This window comes from Serratia sp. 22264 (genome assembly GCF_052045345.1).
GTDB lineage: Bacteria > Pseudomonadota > Gammaproteobacteria > Enterobacterales > Enterobacteriaceae > Serratia > Serratia plymuthica.
This window is the reverse complement of sequence record NZ_JBQEOY010000001.1, coordinates 945,223-961,273: the sequence shown is the minus strand read 5'-3', so window position 1 is coordinate 961,273 and position 16,051 is coordinate 945,223. Positions and strand designations below refer to the sequence as shown.

Here is a 16,051-nt window from a genome sequence, read left to right as displayed (position 1 = left end):
AAGACTCACTGACACAAGAAATATATTCAACGCATCAATAAGCCTTTCTGAATGTCAAAGCAGGCTTACAGCAACTGGGTGGCCTTACTGCGGATAGCGCGGATCATCGCCTCCAACCCCTGGGAACGCGATGGCGTCAGGTGCTGGCTCAACGCCAGTTCGGCGAAAAAGGGCCGCACATCAAGCTCGGTAATCTGCTGTGGCGTCATTTGGTGATACAGAATAAACACTACCGCCAGCAACCCTTTGACGATGGCCGCATCGCTGTCGCCGTGAAATTCGACGCGCCCTTGCTCGTCAGTATGCATCACAATCCACACCTGGCTCTGGCAGCCGGAAATCAGATTGCTTGCCTGACGTTCGTCCTCGGCAAGTGCCGGCAGCCTCGCGCCCAGTTCAATCACATACAGGTACTTATCTTCCCAATTAAGACAACGGGAAAAGTTACGCACCAACTTATCTTTATCCGGCAAGTTCGCCATGAGGATCCTTTCAATAATTCAGGGGCCGGCATGCCGACCCCGCGTAACTGTCTGCAGGCATTGTTTCGCCAGAGAGCGCCACAAGAGGCACCCTCGACCTACCCCAAGAGTTTTTGGATACGCTGCAACCCGGCCACCAGCCGATCAACTTCATCGCGGGTGTTGTATAACGCCAGCGAAGCGCGACACATGCTCGGCACATTATAGAACGCCATCAACGGCATCGCGCAATGATGCCCGGTACGAATGGCGATACCGTATTGATCCAGAAAACTGCCGACGTCGTAAGCGTGATGCTCACCCAAGTTAAAGGCAATGACTCCAGCGCGCTCTGTCGGGCCATAGATTTTAAGCGTCGGCACCTGTTTTAGCGCTTCGAGCGCATAGTGCATCAGCGACTGCTCGTAGTCGTGTATCGCCTCCAGCCCCAGCGCGTTAACATAATCAATCGCCGCGCCCAGCCCCATCATGCCGGCCGTGTTCGGCGAACCGGCCTCAAAGCGCCACGGCGGCTCGGCATAGGTGGTGCCGTTAGTCAGGCTGACCTGCTTTATCATCGCCCCCCCGCCTTCCCACGGCGGCATTTGCTGCAGCAGCGCCTGGCGGCCATAAAGAATGCCGATACCGGAAGGACCATACAGCTTGTGGCCGGAAAACACATAGAAATCGCAATCCAGCGCCTGCACATCCACGCGCTGATGCATAACGGCCTGTGCGCCGTCTATCAGCACCTTCAGGCCCGCAGCCTTCGCCTGAGCGATGATTTCACGCACCGGGTTCACCGTGCCGAGCACGTTGGAGACCTGCGTCATCGCCAGCAATTTGGTGGACGAGTCGATCAAACCCGGCAACTGCGCCAGATCCAGAGTGCCGTCCTGCTGCAGCGGCCATACCCGCAGTTGAAGCCCGCGTTCCTGCGCCAGCATCTGCCAGGGAACAATATTGGCGTGATGCTCCATCTCGGTGATGATAATGCTGTCGCCCGGCTGCAGGACATGGCGGCCAAAGCTGTTGGCCACCAGATTAATGCCCTCGGTGGTGCCCTTGACGAAAACAATCTCTTCCGCCGAAGCGGCGTTGATAAACGCCGCCACTTTTTCGCGCACCGCTTCCATGTCCTGCGTCGCTTCCGCGCTCAGCGTGTGGATGCCACGGTGTACCGCAGCGTAGCCATGGCGATAAAAATCCAGCTCGCGATCGATCACCGCCTGCGGCTTCTGCGCGCTGGCGGCACTGTCAAGGTAAGCCAGTGGCCGGCCATTGACTTCACGCGCCAGGAGGGGGAATTCGCCGCGCACCCGTTCAATCGGAAAACTCATGCTGCCTCCCCCGGCAGGCGTTGCGCTATGCGCGTCAGCACCCATTCGCGGATAACATCGTTGCCGATGCCCTCGGTCAGTTCAGCGGCAAAGGCAAAGATGATCATCTGCTGCGCTGCGTGTTTATCAATACCGCGCGATTGCAGATAGAACAGTTGTTCTTCATCAATACGCCCGACGGTGGCGCCGTGGCTGCATTTCACGTCATCGGCGTAGATTTCCAACTGCGGCTTGGTATCCACCTCAGCCACCTTACCCAACAGCAGGTTGTGGTTGGTCATCTGGCCGTCGGTCTTGATCGCATGTTTGGCGACTTTGATCATGCCGTTGAATACCGCCTTGGCGCGATCGCTGACCACCGTTTTATGCAGTTGACGGCTCTCGCAGTAACCTTTGTTGTGCTCCAGATAGGTACGGGTATCGCACACATCTTTGCCCACCGGCAGCACCAGGCTGTTGATCACCAGGTTGGAGCCTTCGCCGTTCAACTGCGCGCTGGTGTTATGCCGCGTAAGGCCGGCCCCCAACAGGAAGCTGTCGCTTTTCACCCGCGCGTCGCGGCCAATCACCAAGTCGTTATGCGCAAAGTGGTAGCTCGCCTGGCTTTCGAACGCCAGCTTGCAGTGACGCAGCTCCGCGTTGTCTCCGATACTGGCTGTCAGACGCGCGCCGGTGAAATGCGCGGCATCGTTCAGGCTGACATAATGCTCGATCACCTCAGCCCGGGCATTGCGACCGACGTCGAGGTGATGGCGATGATGCACAGTATTCACCTCGCCCTCAGCGCCGCGTCCACTGCTGATATGCAACAGGTACAACGGCCGCGCAGCGATCTTGCCGGCCGCCACGCGGATCATGCTGGTCTCCTGCGCCAGGCTTTCGGTCAGGTGCAGAAAAATTTCAGGCTGGATCGGCTCCGGCAATGCCTGCGGCGTGCCGTAGGGAGTGACCTCGAACTGGTATTCGCCCAGATCGCTGTCGCTCAGCGCGGCGTTGAAACGCCCGTCGACAAACACCAGCCGATAAGCATCGAGATCCAGCGCCAGCGCATCACGTTGGGCGGCAGCGATCGGCTCGGCCTGCGGCTCAAGGAACTGCTGCTCCAGCAAGCCCTCCAGCGGGGTATATTTCCAGTTTTCATGTTTGCGCGTCGGCCAGCCCAGACGTAAAGCCTGCTGCCAGTGCGCCAGGGCGTGAGCGGAGTGTTCGCCGCCACGGGCCTCGAACAGGCTGTAAAGCTGTTGCAACGCACGCGAGTTATTGTTGGTCGGTAAGCCAGCCATAGCCCTGCTCCTCCAACTGTTTCACCAGGGAGAAATCGCCGGACTTCACGATGCGCCCTTGGGACAGAACATGAACATAATCCGGTTTGATGTAGTCCAGAATACGCTGGTAGTGCGTGACGATAATGAAGGCGCGTTTGCCGTCCCGCAGCGAATTAACGCCGTTGGCGACGATCTTCAGCGCGTCAATATCCAGGCCGGAGTCAGTTTCATCCAGGATGCACAGATCCGGCTCCAGCGCCGCCATCTGCAGAATGTCATTACGCTTTTTCTCGCCGCCGGAGAAACCGACGTTGACCGAACGGGTCAACAGATCCTGAGGCATATTCAGCAGCTCAATCTTTTCTTCGATGAAATCAGCAAAATCGAAGCGGTCGAGCGGTTCTTGCTGGCGGTATTTGCGCACCGCATTCACCGACGTCTGCAGGAAGAAGTGGTTGCTGACGCCGGGGATCTCCACCGGATACTGGAACGCCAGGAACACGCCTTCGCCGGCGCGATCTTCCGGGGCTAGCTCAAGCAGGTCTTTGCCCTTGAAGGTAACCTCGCCCTCGGTCACTTCATACTCTTCACGCCCCGCCAGGGTGGCGGAGAGCGTACTCTTGCCCGAGCCGTTCGGCCCCATGATGGCATGCACTTCACCCGGCTTGATCTCCAGGTTCAATCCCTTGAGGATCTCATTGCCTTCGGCGCTGACTTTCAAATTCTTGATACTTAACATGCGGTGTCCTTAAGTAGCGCTGCTGCGCTGTAAATCCGGCGTTTAGCCCACGCTGTGTTCCAGGCTGATGGCCAATAACTTTTGCGCCTCGACGGCGAATTCCAGCGGCAGTTCAGAGAACACGTCCTTACAGAATCCGTTGACGATCATAGAGATGGCATTGTCTTCGCTGATGCCGCGCTGCAAACAGTAGAACAGTTGGTCATCGCCGATTTTCGACGTGGTCGCTTCGTGTTCCAGCTGTGCGCTGTTATTGCGGGCCTCCACGTACGGGAAGGTATGGGCTCCGCTGTCCGGCCCAATCAACATCGAGTCGCATTGGGTAAAGTTACGTGCGTTTTCCGCCCCCGGCAGGATTTTCACCAGGCCGCGGTAAGTGTTCTCGCTGTGCCCGGCGGAGATGCCTTTGGCAATGATGGTCGATCGGGTGTTCTTGCCGATGTGGATCATCTTGGTGCCGGTATCCGCCTGCTGATGGCCGCTGGTCAGCGCCACCGAGAAAAACTCGCCGATTGAGTTATCGCCTTGCAGGATCACGCTCGGGTATTTCCAGGTGATCGCCGAACCGGTTTCCGACTGGGTCCAGGACATTTTCGAGCCTGCGCCTTCGCACAACGCGCGCTTGGTCACGAAGTTGAGAATGCCGCCCTTGCTGTCACCGCCGGAGAACCAGTTTTGCACCGTGGAATATTTCACTTCGGCGTCTTTGTGCAGGATCACTTCCACTACCGCCGCATGCAGTTGATAGCTGTCACGCACCGGGGCTGAGCAACCTTCGATGTAACTGACGTAGCTGCCTTCATCGGCGATCAGAATCGTGCGTTCGAACTGGCCGGTTTTGGCGGCGTTAATGCGGAAATAGGTCGAGAGTTCCATCGGGCAGCGCACGCCTTTCGGCACGTAGACAAAAGTGCCGTCGGAGGCCACTGCGGCGTTCAGCGCGGCAAAGAAGTTATCGTTGGACGGCACTACGCGGCCCAGGTACTTGCGCACCAGATCCGGGTATTCCTGAATCGCCTCGCCGAACGAGCAGAAAATCACCCCGCTTTCCGCCAGTTTTTCGCGGTAGGTGGTGGAGACCGATACCGAATCGAATATCGCGTCTACCGCCACTTCGCTGCCTTCACGCACAGGTACGCCAAGCTGGTTAAACGCCAGCTCAACTTCGCTGGTCAGGTAGCTGTTTTCGGTTGCCGCACCAGGTTGCTGTTCGGCACCGGGTTGGGAACCGCAGGCGTCGTCGCAGCTGCCGCAGGATGGCGCCGAGTAATAGCTGTAATCCTGGTAGTTCAACCGGTCATAGTTCGCTTTCAACCAGTGCGGTTCTTCCATTTGCAGCCAGGCACGGTAGGCCTCCAGGCGGAATTCCAGCATCCACTCAGGTTCGTTACGCTTGGCCGAAATGGCGCGCACCACATCTTCGTTGATGCCCGTCGCCAATTCATCGGTATCGAGCTGGGTGAAAAAGCCTTCTTTGTAGCGCCCTTCGCTGACCCAAGCCTGCACTTCATTAGGCATTTCTACATTGCTTCGTGTCATGTTGATTGCATCGCTCAAACGCCAAAGCTCTCGCCGCACCCGCAGGCATGCTGAGCTTTAGGGTTATTGAATTTGAATATTTGATTCAGCCCTTCACGGACAAAATCTACCGTGGTGCCATCGATGAACGGCATGGCTTTCAGCGGCACATACAGTTTGGCGCCATCGCGCTCAAACAGCAGGTCGTCTTCCGCCGGGGCACGGGTGAGATCCAGCACATAGGCAAACCCGGCGCAGCCTGATTGCTTCACCCCGAGTTGCAGCCCCTTCACTTGCGGATCCTGCTGCATCAATTTAGTAATTTGTTGTACGGCGTTGTCGCTGAGCAAAATGCCTTGCCAGACATTTTCGTCCAGAGAAAAGGTGCCGACATTTTCCGTTTGCATAGGGCCTACCTCACACTCGTGTTTTACCACAGCCAATCTGGGTTGCTTATATGTTAGTGATAACAATTATCACTTCAACCGTTTGTTTTGCGGGGGTATCCGCCAAAAGCCCGTTTTTTTGCTGCCGCACACGGCAAGCAGAGAGGACAGTCAGGGTGCCTGGCGCAGTCCGGCGGCGACGCGTTCATTTTATCCTTATGAATTTACTGTACATCCTGAATCACCGCACCGCCCAGCCGCTGGCTCATCCCCTTTACACCGCCGGCTTTTATTGTCGATGTAAACATTCATAGAAAATACCTATTTCAACATTTTGTCTGTCTCAAAAATGCGTTTATCGGCAATTAGCGGCGTTTTCCGTCGTTTGCACCGCCCGGCCACACTGGCCGAAACCGCCGTCATTGATTAAAGTTTAGCCGCTACTGACTGATATTGGGTCGGCGCAGAGCAAATGCAGCCCCGGTGTCCGATAAAAATTTCAACAGAATGATTGATCGCGAACGCATCCGTAAATATGATAATGATTATCATTCAAATACAGGTGAGCGCGGGTAAATGAATATCTCGATGAATGCGTGGCTGCTGGGCAAAATTGATGACTATAAATTCAGCGTGCGCGATGCCACGGTAGATTTCTACATGGCGGAGGCGTCGCTTAGGCGGCCAGAGTGCAATATCAACCATCTGAAACGCTACAATAACGTCAGCCTGAACATGGCCAATCTGTGCCTGGAAAACGGCGATGATGAAAGCTATCTGCACGCACTCAGCAAACTGCATAACCGGCTGATCGTCGAAATCAACAACCCGCAGCGCTGCCAGCTGTTTCGGGTTCAGAGCTATCATTTTGCCCGGCATACCCTGACCTTAATCTGCCAGAAATATGCGATGGAGGGCACCTGGGAGAAGGCTAACGCCTTCCAGAAGGATTTCGTCAAGCGGGTGCCATTCCAACTGTAAATGTCTGCGGAACGGCAACGGAGTACCCGCAGGCAGAGGCGCCTGCGGGTGGGAGGATCAGTCGATGATTGCGGTGGTCAGGCGTGAGGTGCAGCACAACCGGTCGCGCGAATCGAATATTTCGATCTGCCACACCTGATGCCGTCGGCCAACGTGCAGCGCGCGGCATACGCCACGCACCTGCCCTTCAAATACCGCCCGCAAATGGTTGGCGTTGATTTCCAGCCCTACCACTTTCTGCTCCCCTTCGCTGCACAGATAACCGGCCATCGAGCCCATCGACTCCGCCAGCACCACCGACGCCCCGCCGTGTAACAGCCCGAAAGGTTGCCGGGTACGGTGGTCCACCGGCATCGTAGCTTCAAGAAGATCGTCTTCCAGCCGAGTGAAATGAATCCCCACATGGCTCACCATGCATCCCTCACCGGAGCGATTTAACTGCTCCAACGTCGTTTCTCGTTTCCACAATTTCACGCAATCATCTCCAGAAGTGCCTGTAACGGGTGGCGCACGCCGTTACCCTCAATGCGTTTGACCTGGCTGCGACAGGAATAGCCGGTCGCCAGACAGCGTTGCCGCGGCAAACGTTGCAACGCCTGATGCCATGATAGCTCATAAATCCCGAGCGAATTCTCCAGGTTCTTCACTTCGTGTCCGTAGGTGCCCGCCATGCCGCAACAACCCACGCTGACATTTTCCAGCTTGGCCCCGAAACGGGAGAAGATCGACGCCCAATGCTGACCGCTGGCCGGCAGCGCCGTGGTTTCGGTACAGTGGCCAAACAAGTACCAGGCCTCGCCGGTCGCCGGTTGTTCGGCACGTTCCGCCAGCAGCTGTTGTAGCCATTCATGCACCAGTTGCACCTGGAAGTCACCGCGGGTTTCGCCGAGGATCTCGTTATATTCGTCGCGATAGCACAGCACCAGCGCCGGATCGACCCCTACCAGCGGCATCCCGAGTTTCGCCACCCGGTTGAGGAAATCGGCGGTTTTGCGCGCGGTGCGGGCAAAGCGCGTCAAGAAACCTTTGATATGCTGCGCCTTGCCGTTCGGCGAGAAGGGCAGCAGCACCGGCTGGTAACCGAGTTTTTCCACCAGCCGCACAAAGTCCGCCACCACCTTGGCGTCGTAATAGCTGGTGAAAGGATCCTGCACGATCAGCACGTGTTGCTCGCGTTGTTCGGCGCTCAACGCTTCCAGTTGCTCCAGCGTCATGGTCAAGGCACCGTGGCCGGAAAGCTGCTGACGCAGTGTCGGGCTGGAGAGCATCGGCAAATCGACCATGCCGATAGCGTTGCGACTCAGCTCACGCACCCAAGGCTGGCGGAAGAAGAAATTGAATACCTTCGGCGCTTTCGCCATCAGCGGCGTATAGCTTTCAACCCCGGCGACCATATAGTCGCGCGCCGGCCGCAGATAGCGGGTGTGATACAGCTGCAGGAAACGCGAGCGGAAACCCGGCACATCGATTTTAATCGGGCATTGGGTGGAGCAGGCTTTACAGGCCAGGCAGCCGGACATCGCCTCTTTCACCTCGTGCGAAAAATCATATTCGCCTTTGCCGGCGTACCAGCTGTTGCGGGTTTTCTCAATCAAGGTACGGAAGCTAAGACGCTGCTGCGGCAGTTGCTGTTCCAGCACCAGCGGGTCTACCCCCTGTTCGGACAGCAGGCGCAACCATTCGCGCACCAGCGCCGCACGGCCTTTCGGCGAGTGAATGCGGCTGCCGGTGATCTTCATCGACGGGCACATCGGGCTGCGCACATCGAAGTTAAAACACAGGCCGTTGCCGTTACACTCCATGGCGCCACGGAACGAGGTACGCACCTCGACCGGGATACGGCGATCGAGTGTGCCGCGCTTGGCCGCGTCCACTTTCATCATCGGGGCATCAACGCCCAACGGCGGGCAAATTTTACCGGGGTTAAGGCGGTTATTCGGATCGAACGCGGCCTTGATGCGGCGCAACTCTTCGTACAGCTGCTCACCGAAGAATTCCGGGCTGTATTCGGCGCGGAAACCTTTGCCGTGTTCGCCCCACAGCAATCCACCATATTTGGCGGTCAGCGCCACCACCTGGTCGGAAAGCTGCTTCATCAGCACTTCTTGCTGCGGATCGCACATGTCAAGCGCAGGCCGCACGTGCAATACGCCGGCATCCACATGTCCGAACATGCCGTAACTGAGGTTATGGCCGTCCAGCAACTGGCGGAACTCGACAATGTAATCGGCCAAATGCTGCGGCGGTACGCAGGTGTCCTCGGCGAAAGGAATAGGTTTGGCGCGTCCTTTGGCGTTGCCCAACAACCCGACCGCCTTCTTGCGCATGTTATAGATCCGCTCGATGCCGGCCAGGTCCCCGCAGATCTGATAGCCAATCACGCCGCCCTGCCGCTCGCTGATTAACTCGTCCAACCGCAGACACAGCGTTTCCATCTGCTGGTCGATCAGCGCCTTGTCATCCCCGGCAAATTCGACGATGTTCAGACCCAGCATCTCTTTATCCGGCACGTTGGTGATCAATTCACTCACCGAATGCCAGACAATATCTTCCCGCGCCAGGTTCAATACCTTGGAGTCAATGGTCTCCACCGACAGCGCCTTGGCCTCCACCATGAACGGGGCGTTGCGCAGGGCGGAATCAAAGGAGTCATATTTCACGTTAACCAGGCGACGTACTTTCGGCAGCGGAGTGATATCCAGACGCGCCTCGGTGATAAACGCCAGCGTGCCCTCTGCGCCGGTCAAAATGCGCGTTAGATCGAAGGTTTGCAGATCGTCGCTGAACACATGCCGCAGGTCGTAGCCGGTCAGGAAACGGTTTAATTTGGGGAATTTCTCCAGGATCAGCGCACGCTGGTCGCGGCAGCTATTCAGCACTCGATGGTAGATCCGGCCTTCAGCGGTATCTTCCATAGCAATCGTTTCCGCCAGCGGCGTCGGCATAGCGCGGGTATCGATCATATCGCCCCCCAGCAGCACAGCCCGCAGGCCCAAAACGTGATCGGAGGTTTTGCCATACACCAGCGAGCCTTGGCCGGAAGCATCGGTGTTGATCATGCCACCCAGCGTCGCGCGGTTACTGGTAGAAAGTTCCGGCGAGAAGAAATAGCCGAACGGCCGCAGATACTGGTTAAGCTGGTCTTTGATGACCCCGGCTTCAACCTTCACCCACCCCTGTTCGACATTGATTTCAAGAATGCGGTTCATATGGCGCGACATATCCACCACGATACCGGTGTTGAGGGCCTGGCCGTTGGTGCCGGTGCCGCCGCCGCGCGGGCTGAAGGTCAACGCGCTAAAGCGCTCTTCTCCCGCCAGGCGCGCAATCAACGCCACATCCGCAGTGGAACGGGGAAACACCACCGCGTCAGGCAACAGCTGATAGATGCTGTTGTCGGTCGCCATCGTCAGCCGATCGGCGTAGCTGGTCGCAATATCGCCGTTGAATCCGTTTTGCTTTAAAGCTTCCAAAAAGTCGAGCACCCGTTGAATGAGGCCGGGTGCCTGAGAAATCTGTGGGATCATTCGCTTTTTTGACCCTGTCTGTCTATTTTTTATGCGCTGATATACGCTGAATCAGGTCTTTACCCGTCGCCTTTCAGGCTGCGGCGTTGTAGGCTGCAACCTGAAATTCATAGGGTATATTCAGACCCACCCTACTTTTTATTGATGCTGAAAACTAACATACTCGTTTAGTGAAGGCATTCACATTATCACAATTCCCCCGCTACAGAATGGCGTGCGATAAAAGGTGCGCCGCATTGTGAAAAGTGGCGAAAATGCACCATGCTTAGCGGGTACAAAGGATTTAACTTACCAGGATGAGAACCTAATTCATGACACTCCCGCACTCCCGATACGATTTGCCGCGGATTATTTTTGGCGTGCTGTTTATCGTCATCATGATCGTCGCCTGTTTTTGGGTCATTCAACCCTTTATTCTCGGCTTCGCCTGGGCGGGCATGGTGGTCATCGCCACCTGGCCGTTGCTGATAAAACTGCAAAAACTGCTGTGGGGCCGACGCTCGCTGGCGGTACTGGTCATGACACTGCTGCTGATCCTGCTGTTTATCCTGCCGATTTCGCTGCTGGTCAGCAGCGTGGTGGACAACAGCGCGCCAGTCGTTGCCTGGGCCAGCACCCCCGGCAAGCTGCATATTCCCGATCTGGCCTGGTTGCAATCGATCCCGATGATCGGCAACAAAGTTTATAACAGCTACCACACTCTGGTGAATGCCGGCGGCGCGGCGCTGCTGGCGAAGATCCAACCTTACTTCGGTCAGACCGCCACCTGGTTTGTCGCGCAAGCGGCGCATATCGGCCGTTTCCTGCTGCACTGTACGCTGATGTTGCTGTTCAGCGTGCTGCTGTATGCGCGGGGTGAACAAGTGGCCCTGGGTATTCGCCACTTTGCGGCACGTCTTGCGGCCGAGCGCGGCGACGCGGCGGTGGTGCTGGGTGGCCAGGCGATCCGCGCGGTAGCGCTGGGCGTTGTGGTGACGGCGCTGGTGCAATCGGTACTGGGCGGGATTGGCCTGGCGGTGTCCGGCATTCCTGCCGCCACCTTGCTGACGGTGCTGATATTCATCTGCTGCGTGGCGCAATTGGGGCCGTTACTGGTGCTGGTGCCGGCGATTATCTGGTTGTACTGGAGCGGCGACACCACCTGGGGCACCGTCCTGTTGGTGTGGAGCTGCGTGGTCGCCACGCTGGATAACGTGTTGCGGCCGGTGCTGATCCGCATGGGCGCCGATCTGCCGATGCTCTTGATCCTGTCCGGCGTTATCGGCGGCCTGCTGGCCTTCGGCATGATCGGCCTGTTTATCGGCCCGGTGGTGTTGGCGGTATCTTATCGTCTGCTCACCGCCTGGATGGACGAAGCGCCAGAACCCACGGCCGATCTGGATGAAGTCGCCAAAGAGTTGGAAGAGCGGTAATTCCCCTATTCTGCCCGGGCTACCGGGCAGAATACCCGAAGCAGACTCCCGGTTCATTTCCGGCCTTCGAATTCACTCTCTGCCATAATATAACCGCCCGCTAGAGCACATTAATTAAACATGCCGAGTGAATGCATCTTTATACGATAAAGATAAAATAAGCGTTCAGAAAAATAAATCATGAGGCAAGTATTTATTAGGATGATTCTTAATGACTGGCAGGCTTTAAATATCTAGTATTATTACCATCTATTGCTTCAAATCACTGATTTTAAAGCAAGCTTTCCAAACAATGTAATGCCATACATGTAAATTGCTGTGTGTAGTCTTTGCCCGTCTCTTGATGGGCTTTTTTTTATTCTTTTTTTGACCACGGCGATTTTCTCACCGGCACTATTTACATTCAGCAATAAAAAAACCGTAACCTGAGTTACGGTTTTGCTTCAGCAATTAATCTGGCGATGAAGAGTTATTTTTTCTTCGACAGATTGATCCAGGTTTGCACCACGGTATCCGGATTGAGGGACAGGCTGTCAATGCCCTGCTCCATCAGCCATTCTGCGAAATCCTCGTGATCGGATGGCCCCTGGCCACAAATACCCACGTATTTGCCATGACGCTTAGCGGCCTGAATCGCCATCGACAGCAGCGCCTTAACCGCTTCGTTGCGTTCATCAAACAGTTCCGACACCACGCCAGAATCGCGGTCCAGCCCCAGCGTCAACTGAGTCATGTCGTTAGAGCCGATCGAGAAGCCGTCAAAGTGCTCCAGGAACTGATCCGCCAACAGCGCATTGGACGGAATTTCACACATCATGATCACTTTCAGGCCGTTCTCGCCGCGCTTAAGACCCTGACGTGCCAACTCCGCAACCACCGCCTCCGCTTGCGCTACGGTGCGAACAAAGGGCACCATGATCTCGACGTTGGTGAGACCCATGTCGTTGCGCACACGTTTTACCGCATCGCACTCCATCGCAAAGCAATCGCGGAAGCTGTCCGACACGTAGCGACCTGCCCCACGGAAGCCCAGCATAGGGTTTTCCTCGTGCGGTTCATACTTCTCGCCGCCCACCAGATTGGCGTATTCATTGGATTTGAAATCGGACAGACGAACGATCACCCGCTTCGGCCAGAATGCCGCACCCAGCGTGGCGATCCCTTCCGTCAGGCGGCCCACATAGAACTCGACCGGGTGGTCATAGCCCAGCATCAACGCCTTGATTTCGTTCTGCAGCGCCGGGGTTTGTTGATCGAACTCCAGCAACGCCTTTGGATGGACGCCAATCATGCGGTTGATGATAAATTCCAGACGGGCCAGGCCCACGCCTTCATTCGGTAAACGGGCAAAATCGAAAGCCCGATCCGGGTTACCGACGTTCATCATGATTTTCAACGGCAGGTCCGGTAACTCGGTCACTTCAGAGCTCTGTACGGTAAAGTCGATCATATCGCTGTACACGAAGCCGGTATCGCCTTCCGCACAGGAAACGGTGACGTTCTGGCCGTCTTTCAGCAAATCGGTGGCGTTGCCGCAGCCGACTACCGCCGGGATACCCAGCTCGCGAGCGATAATCGCCGCGTGGCAAGTACGCCCCCCACGGTTGGTGACTATCGCCGCCGCTTTCTTCATGATCGGTTCCCAGTCCGGGTCGGTCATGTCGGTAACCAGCACGTCACCCGGCAGAATACGATCCATTTCGCTGATGCTGTGGATCACCTTCACCGGGCCGGCACCAATGCGATGGCCGATAGCTCGCCCTTCCACCAGCACCGTACTTGTGCCGTTAAGCTGATAACGCTCCATCGTCTGCTCGTTGGAACGCACGGTTTCCGGACGCGCCTGCACAATCAGCAATTTTCCGGTATGGCCGTCTTTGGCCCACTCGATGTCCATCGGGCGGCCGTAATGTTTTTCGATCAAAATCGCCTGATGCGCCAGCGCTTCCACTTCCTGGTCGGTCAGAGAGAAACGATTGCGTTGCTGCTCTGGCACATCTTCAATTTGCACCTGCTTGCCGTGATCCAGCGAAGGCGCGTACACCATGCGGATTTTCTTCGAGCCGAGGTTGCGGCGGACGATAGCCGGATTGCCGCGTAGCAGCGTCGGTTTGTGCACATAGAACTCATCCGGGTTCACTGCGCCCTGCACCACCATTTCGCCCAGGCCGAAGGCGGACGTAATAAACACCACCTGATCAAAGCCCGACTCGGTATCAATGGTGAACATCACGCCGGAAGACGCCAGGTCGGAACGTACCATGCGCTGTACGCCGGCCGACAAGGCTACGCCGCGGTGGTCATAGCCCTGATGTACGCGATACGAGATGGCGCGGTCGTTAAACAGCGAGGCGAAAACGTGTTTGATCGCCACCATGACAGCGTCGATACCCTGGACGTTGAGGAAGGTTTCCTGCTGGCCGGCAAAAGAGGCATCCGGCATGTCTTCCGCGGTCGCGGAAGAACGCACGGCAAACGAGGCTTCCGGTTCGCCGTCCGCCAGCTGTTGGTAAGCCAGGTTAATTTCACGCTCGAATTCCTCATGGAATGGCGTGTCGATGACCCATTGGCGGATTTGCGCACCGGCCTTGGCCAGTTGAGCAACATCGTCAACGTCAGTTTGATCCAGTAATTGATAGATGCGCTGGTTAACACCGCTTTGCTCGAGGAAATCGTTAAACGCCTGTGCGGTGGTGGCAAAACCGTTTGGTACGGCCACGCCCAAATCGGAAAGATTGGTGATCATTTCACCGAGGGAGGCATTTTTGCCGCCGACACGGTCAACGTCGTGCATGCCGAGCTGGTTGTACCAAAGCACATTACGCAAGTCTGGGCCATTGTTGGACATCGAGACAATCCTTATTGCTATCAGTAGGGTATAGACGGATTTAATTCGTTTGCTTTCTTGGGCGCCGACAAAACGGAGCCAACTCAGACTAGCACAATGATCCATAGGAAATGGAAAGGTGAATCGATCAACCCGATGAAGAAAGTGGATTTTCGGAAAATTACCTGAACGGCGAAATTTGAATGGAATCGTTCCCTGTGGCACTAAAAGCTTAAATATCAAAAAATTAAGTATTTTTTAAACTTCAGTTTTAAAGACCGCGTAAATTTAATGGTCTTTGATGAACATAACGCCAATGCGCTGAACATTCCACCACTGAAAATAAACTCTGCTTTTTCATAAAAATTAAAATGATGTTTCATCTGAAAAACCTGTGGTTCATGATTCTCCCTACCTCGAAAATTAATGACCAACTCTGCCCGCATTATCACATTTTTTTTGCCCGCCCCTTTACCGCCGGTAAACCTGAAGCCCATGATACTGTTAAGCAGGCGATACAACTGCATCACCGTTTTCAGGTAAGGAGCCTCGGGTGGAAAGAAGCGTTTTTTATATTTCGGATGGCACGGCGATCACCGCCGAAGTATTGGGCCACGCGGTTTTGTCTCAGTTCCCGGTCAAGGCCACCACCTTTACGTTGCCCTTCGTTGAAACCGAAGCGCGGGCCCGTGGAGTCTGCCAACAGATTAACGACATTTATCGCGATACCGGCGTGCGCCCGTTGGTGTTTTATTCCATCATTTCGCCGGAAGTGCGTAATGTCATCACCCAGAGCGAAGGCTTTTGCCAGGATATCGTTCAGGCACTGGTCGGCCCTCTGCAGGGCGAACTGGACGTTGAACCCACGCCGGTGCCGAACCGCACCCACGGGCTGACGGCCAGCAACCTCGGTAAATATGATGCCCGTATCGCCGCCATTGACTACACGTTGGCCCATGATGACGGCATATCGCTACGTAATCTCGATCAGGCTCAGGTCATACTGTTGGGCGTATCCCGCTGCGGCAAAACCCCCACCAGCCTGTATCTGGCCATGCAGTTCGGGATCCGAGCCGCCAACTATCCGTTTACCGCCGACGATATGGACAATTTGCATCTCCCCGCCGCGCTGAAACCGTTTCAGCATAAACTGTTCGGGCTGACCATCGATCCGGAGCGGCTGGCCGCCATCCGTGAGGAACGCCGAGAAAACAGCCGTTATGCCTCCATTCGCCAGTGCCGGATGGAGCTTGCCGAAGTAGAAGCGCTGTTCCGCAAGAACCAGATTCGCTATCTGAATACCACCAACTATTCGGTGGAGGAAATCTCCACTAAAATCCTGGATATTCTTGGCATGAGTCGCCGCATGTTCTAGGCAGCATGGCGCTCGCCGCTAACAACCAGCCTAACCGTGCGCTCTCCCGGCAGGGGCATTTTCCCTGCCGTCTGCCGCTGATTTCCCCGCAGCCCCTGATTTTTTGTGCTTTTTTTAGTGGCTTCGATCAACAGAACACAATTTCTACGGTTGAATTCACCGATTTTTACGTTATTGTGATCGGCATCACTTCCCGGCACTCCTGCCGCAGCGAAGAAAA

The 16,051-nt window shown here is 55.9% G+C and carries 13 protein-coding genes; 3 read left to right on the top strand and 10 right to left on the bottom strand.

Annotated features, from left to right (window positions below; all coding sequences use genetic code 11):
* Positions 1-65: 65 nt before the first annotated feature.
* The 6 genes from sufE to sufA form a co-directional block, all read right to left on the bottom strand.
* Positions 66-482, bottom strand: coding sequence for a cysteine desulfuration protein SufE (gene sufE / locus ACTJJ1_RS04705; RefSeq protein ID WP_004943713.1), 417 nt, complete (start codon positions 480-482; stop codon positions 66-68).
* A 98-nt stretch (positions 483-580) separates the two neighbouring features.
* Complete coding sequence (gene sufS, locus ACTJJ1_RS04700) at positions 581-1,801, bottom strand: cysteine desulfurase SufS (RefSeq protein WP_006324931.1); 1,221 nt, start codon at positions 1,799-1,801, stop codon at positions 581-583.
* The gene (gene sufD, locus ACTJJ1_RS04695) at positions 1,798-3,084 is read right to left on the bottom strand and encodes a Fe-S cluster assembly protein SufD (protein ID WP_062790250.1); all 1,287 of its coding nucleotides are present in this window, start codon (positions 3,082-3,084) and stop codon (positions 1,798-1,800) included. Before sufD ends, sufS begins: the two co-directional genes overlap by 4 nt.
* Positions 3,059-3,805: a Fe-S cluster assembly ATPase SufC gene (gene sufC, locus ACTJJ1_RS04690; protein ID WP_004943704.1), complete on the bottom strand. Its 747-nt coding sequence runs from the start codon at positions 3,803-3,805 to the stop codon at positions 3,059-3,061. Before sufC ends, sufD begins: the two co-directional genes overlap by 26 nt.
* Before the next feature lie 42 nt (positions 3,806-3,847).
* Complete coding sequence (sufB, locus tag ACTJJ1_RS04685; protein ID WP_004943701.1) at positions 3,848-5,344, bottom strand: Fe-S cluster assembly protein SufB; 1,497 nt, start codon at positions 5,342-5,344, stop codon at positions 3,848-3,850.
* A gap of 14 nt (positions 5,345-5,358) precedes the next feature.
* Positions 5,359-5,730 (bottom strand): Fe-S cluster assembly scaffold SufA, encoded by a 372-nt coding sequence (gene sufA / locus ACTJJ1_RS04680; protein WP_004943698.1) that lies wholly within the window; start codon positions 5,728-5,730, stop codon positions 5,359-5,361.
* A 555-nt stretch (positions 5,731-6,285) separates the two neighbouring features.
* On the opposite strand from sufA, the gene ACTJJ1_RS04675 reads away from it, so the two are divergent.
* Positions 6,286-6,690 carry a hypothetical protein gene (locus ACTJJ1_RS04675; protein WP_004943694.1) on the top strand — a complete coding sequence of 135 codons (405 nt, stop codon included), beginning with the start codon at positions 6,286-6,288 and terminating at the stop codon, positions 6,688-6,690.
* A 57-nt stretch (positions 6,691-6,747) separates the two neighbouring features.
* Here ACTJJ1_RS04675 and menI read toward each other — a convergent pair whose 3' ends face one another.
* Together menI and ydiJ are read right to left on the bottom strand one after the other, a co-directional pair.
* Positions 6,748-7,164, bottom strand: a complete 417-nt coding sequence (gene menI, locus ACTJJ1_RS04670; protein WP_004943689.1) for a 1,4-dihydroxy-2-naphthoyl-CoA hydrolase — start codon at positions 7,162-7,164, stop codon at positions 6,748-6,750.
* Positions 7,161-10,217 carry a D-2-hydroxyglutarate dehydrogenase YdiJ gene (gene ydiJ, locus ACTJJ1_RS04665; protein WP_440832559.1) on the bottom strand — a complete coding sequence of 1,019 codons (3,057 nt, stop codon included), beginning with the start codon at positions 10,215-10,217 and terminating at the stop codon, positions 7,161-7,163. Before ydiJ ends, menI begins: the two co-directional genes overlap by 4 nt.
* A 311-nt stretch (positions 10,218-10,528) precedes the next feature.
* On the opposite strand from ydiJ, the gene ydiK reads away from it, so the two are divergent.
* On the top strand, positions 10,529-11,629 hold the full coding sequence (gene ydiK / locus ACTJJ1_RS04660; RefSeq protein WP_004943684.1) for an AI-2E family transporter YdiK: 1,101 nt from the start codon (positions 10,529-10,531) through the stop codon (positions 11,627-11,629).
* Positions 11,630-12,098: 469 nt separating this feature from the next.
* Here ydiK and ppsA read toward each other — a convergent pair whose 3' ends face one another.
* Positions 12,099-14,477 carry a phosphoenolpyruvate synthase gene (gene ppsA, locus ACTJJ1_RS04655; RefSeq protein WP_041416910.1) on the bottom strand — a complete coding sequence of 793 codons (2,379 nt, stop codon included), beginning with the start codon at positions 14,475-14,477 and terminating at the stop codon, positions 12,099-12,101.
* A 218-nt stretch (positions 14,478-14,695) separates the two neighbouring features.
* Entirely contained in the window at positions 14,696-14,983 is a 288-nt protein-coding gene (locus ACTJJ1_RS04650; RefSeq protein ID WP_202290921.1) for a hypothetical protein, read from the bottom strand.
* A gap of 26 nt (positions 14,984-15,009) precedes the next feature.
* On the opposite strand from ACTJJ1_RS04650, the gene ppsR reads away from it, so the two are divergent.
* Positions 15,010-15,831: a posphoenolpyruvate synthetase regulatory kinase/phosphorylase PpsR gene (gene ppsR / locus ACTJJ1_RS04645; protein ID WP_004943677.1), complete on the top strand. Its 822-nt coding sequence runs from the start codon at positions 15,010-15,012 to the stop codon at positions 15,829-15,831.
* The last annotated feature ends 220 nt before the right edge of the window (positions 15,832-16,051 follow it).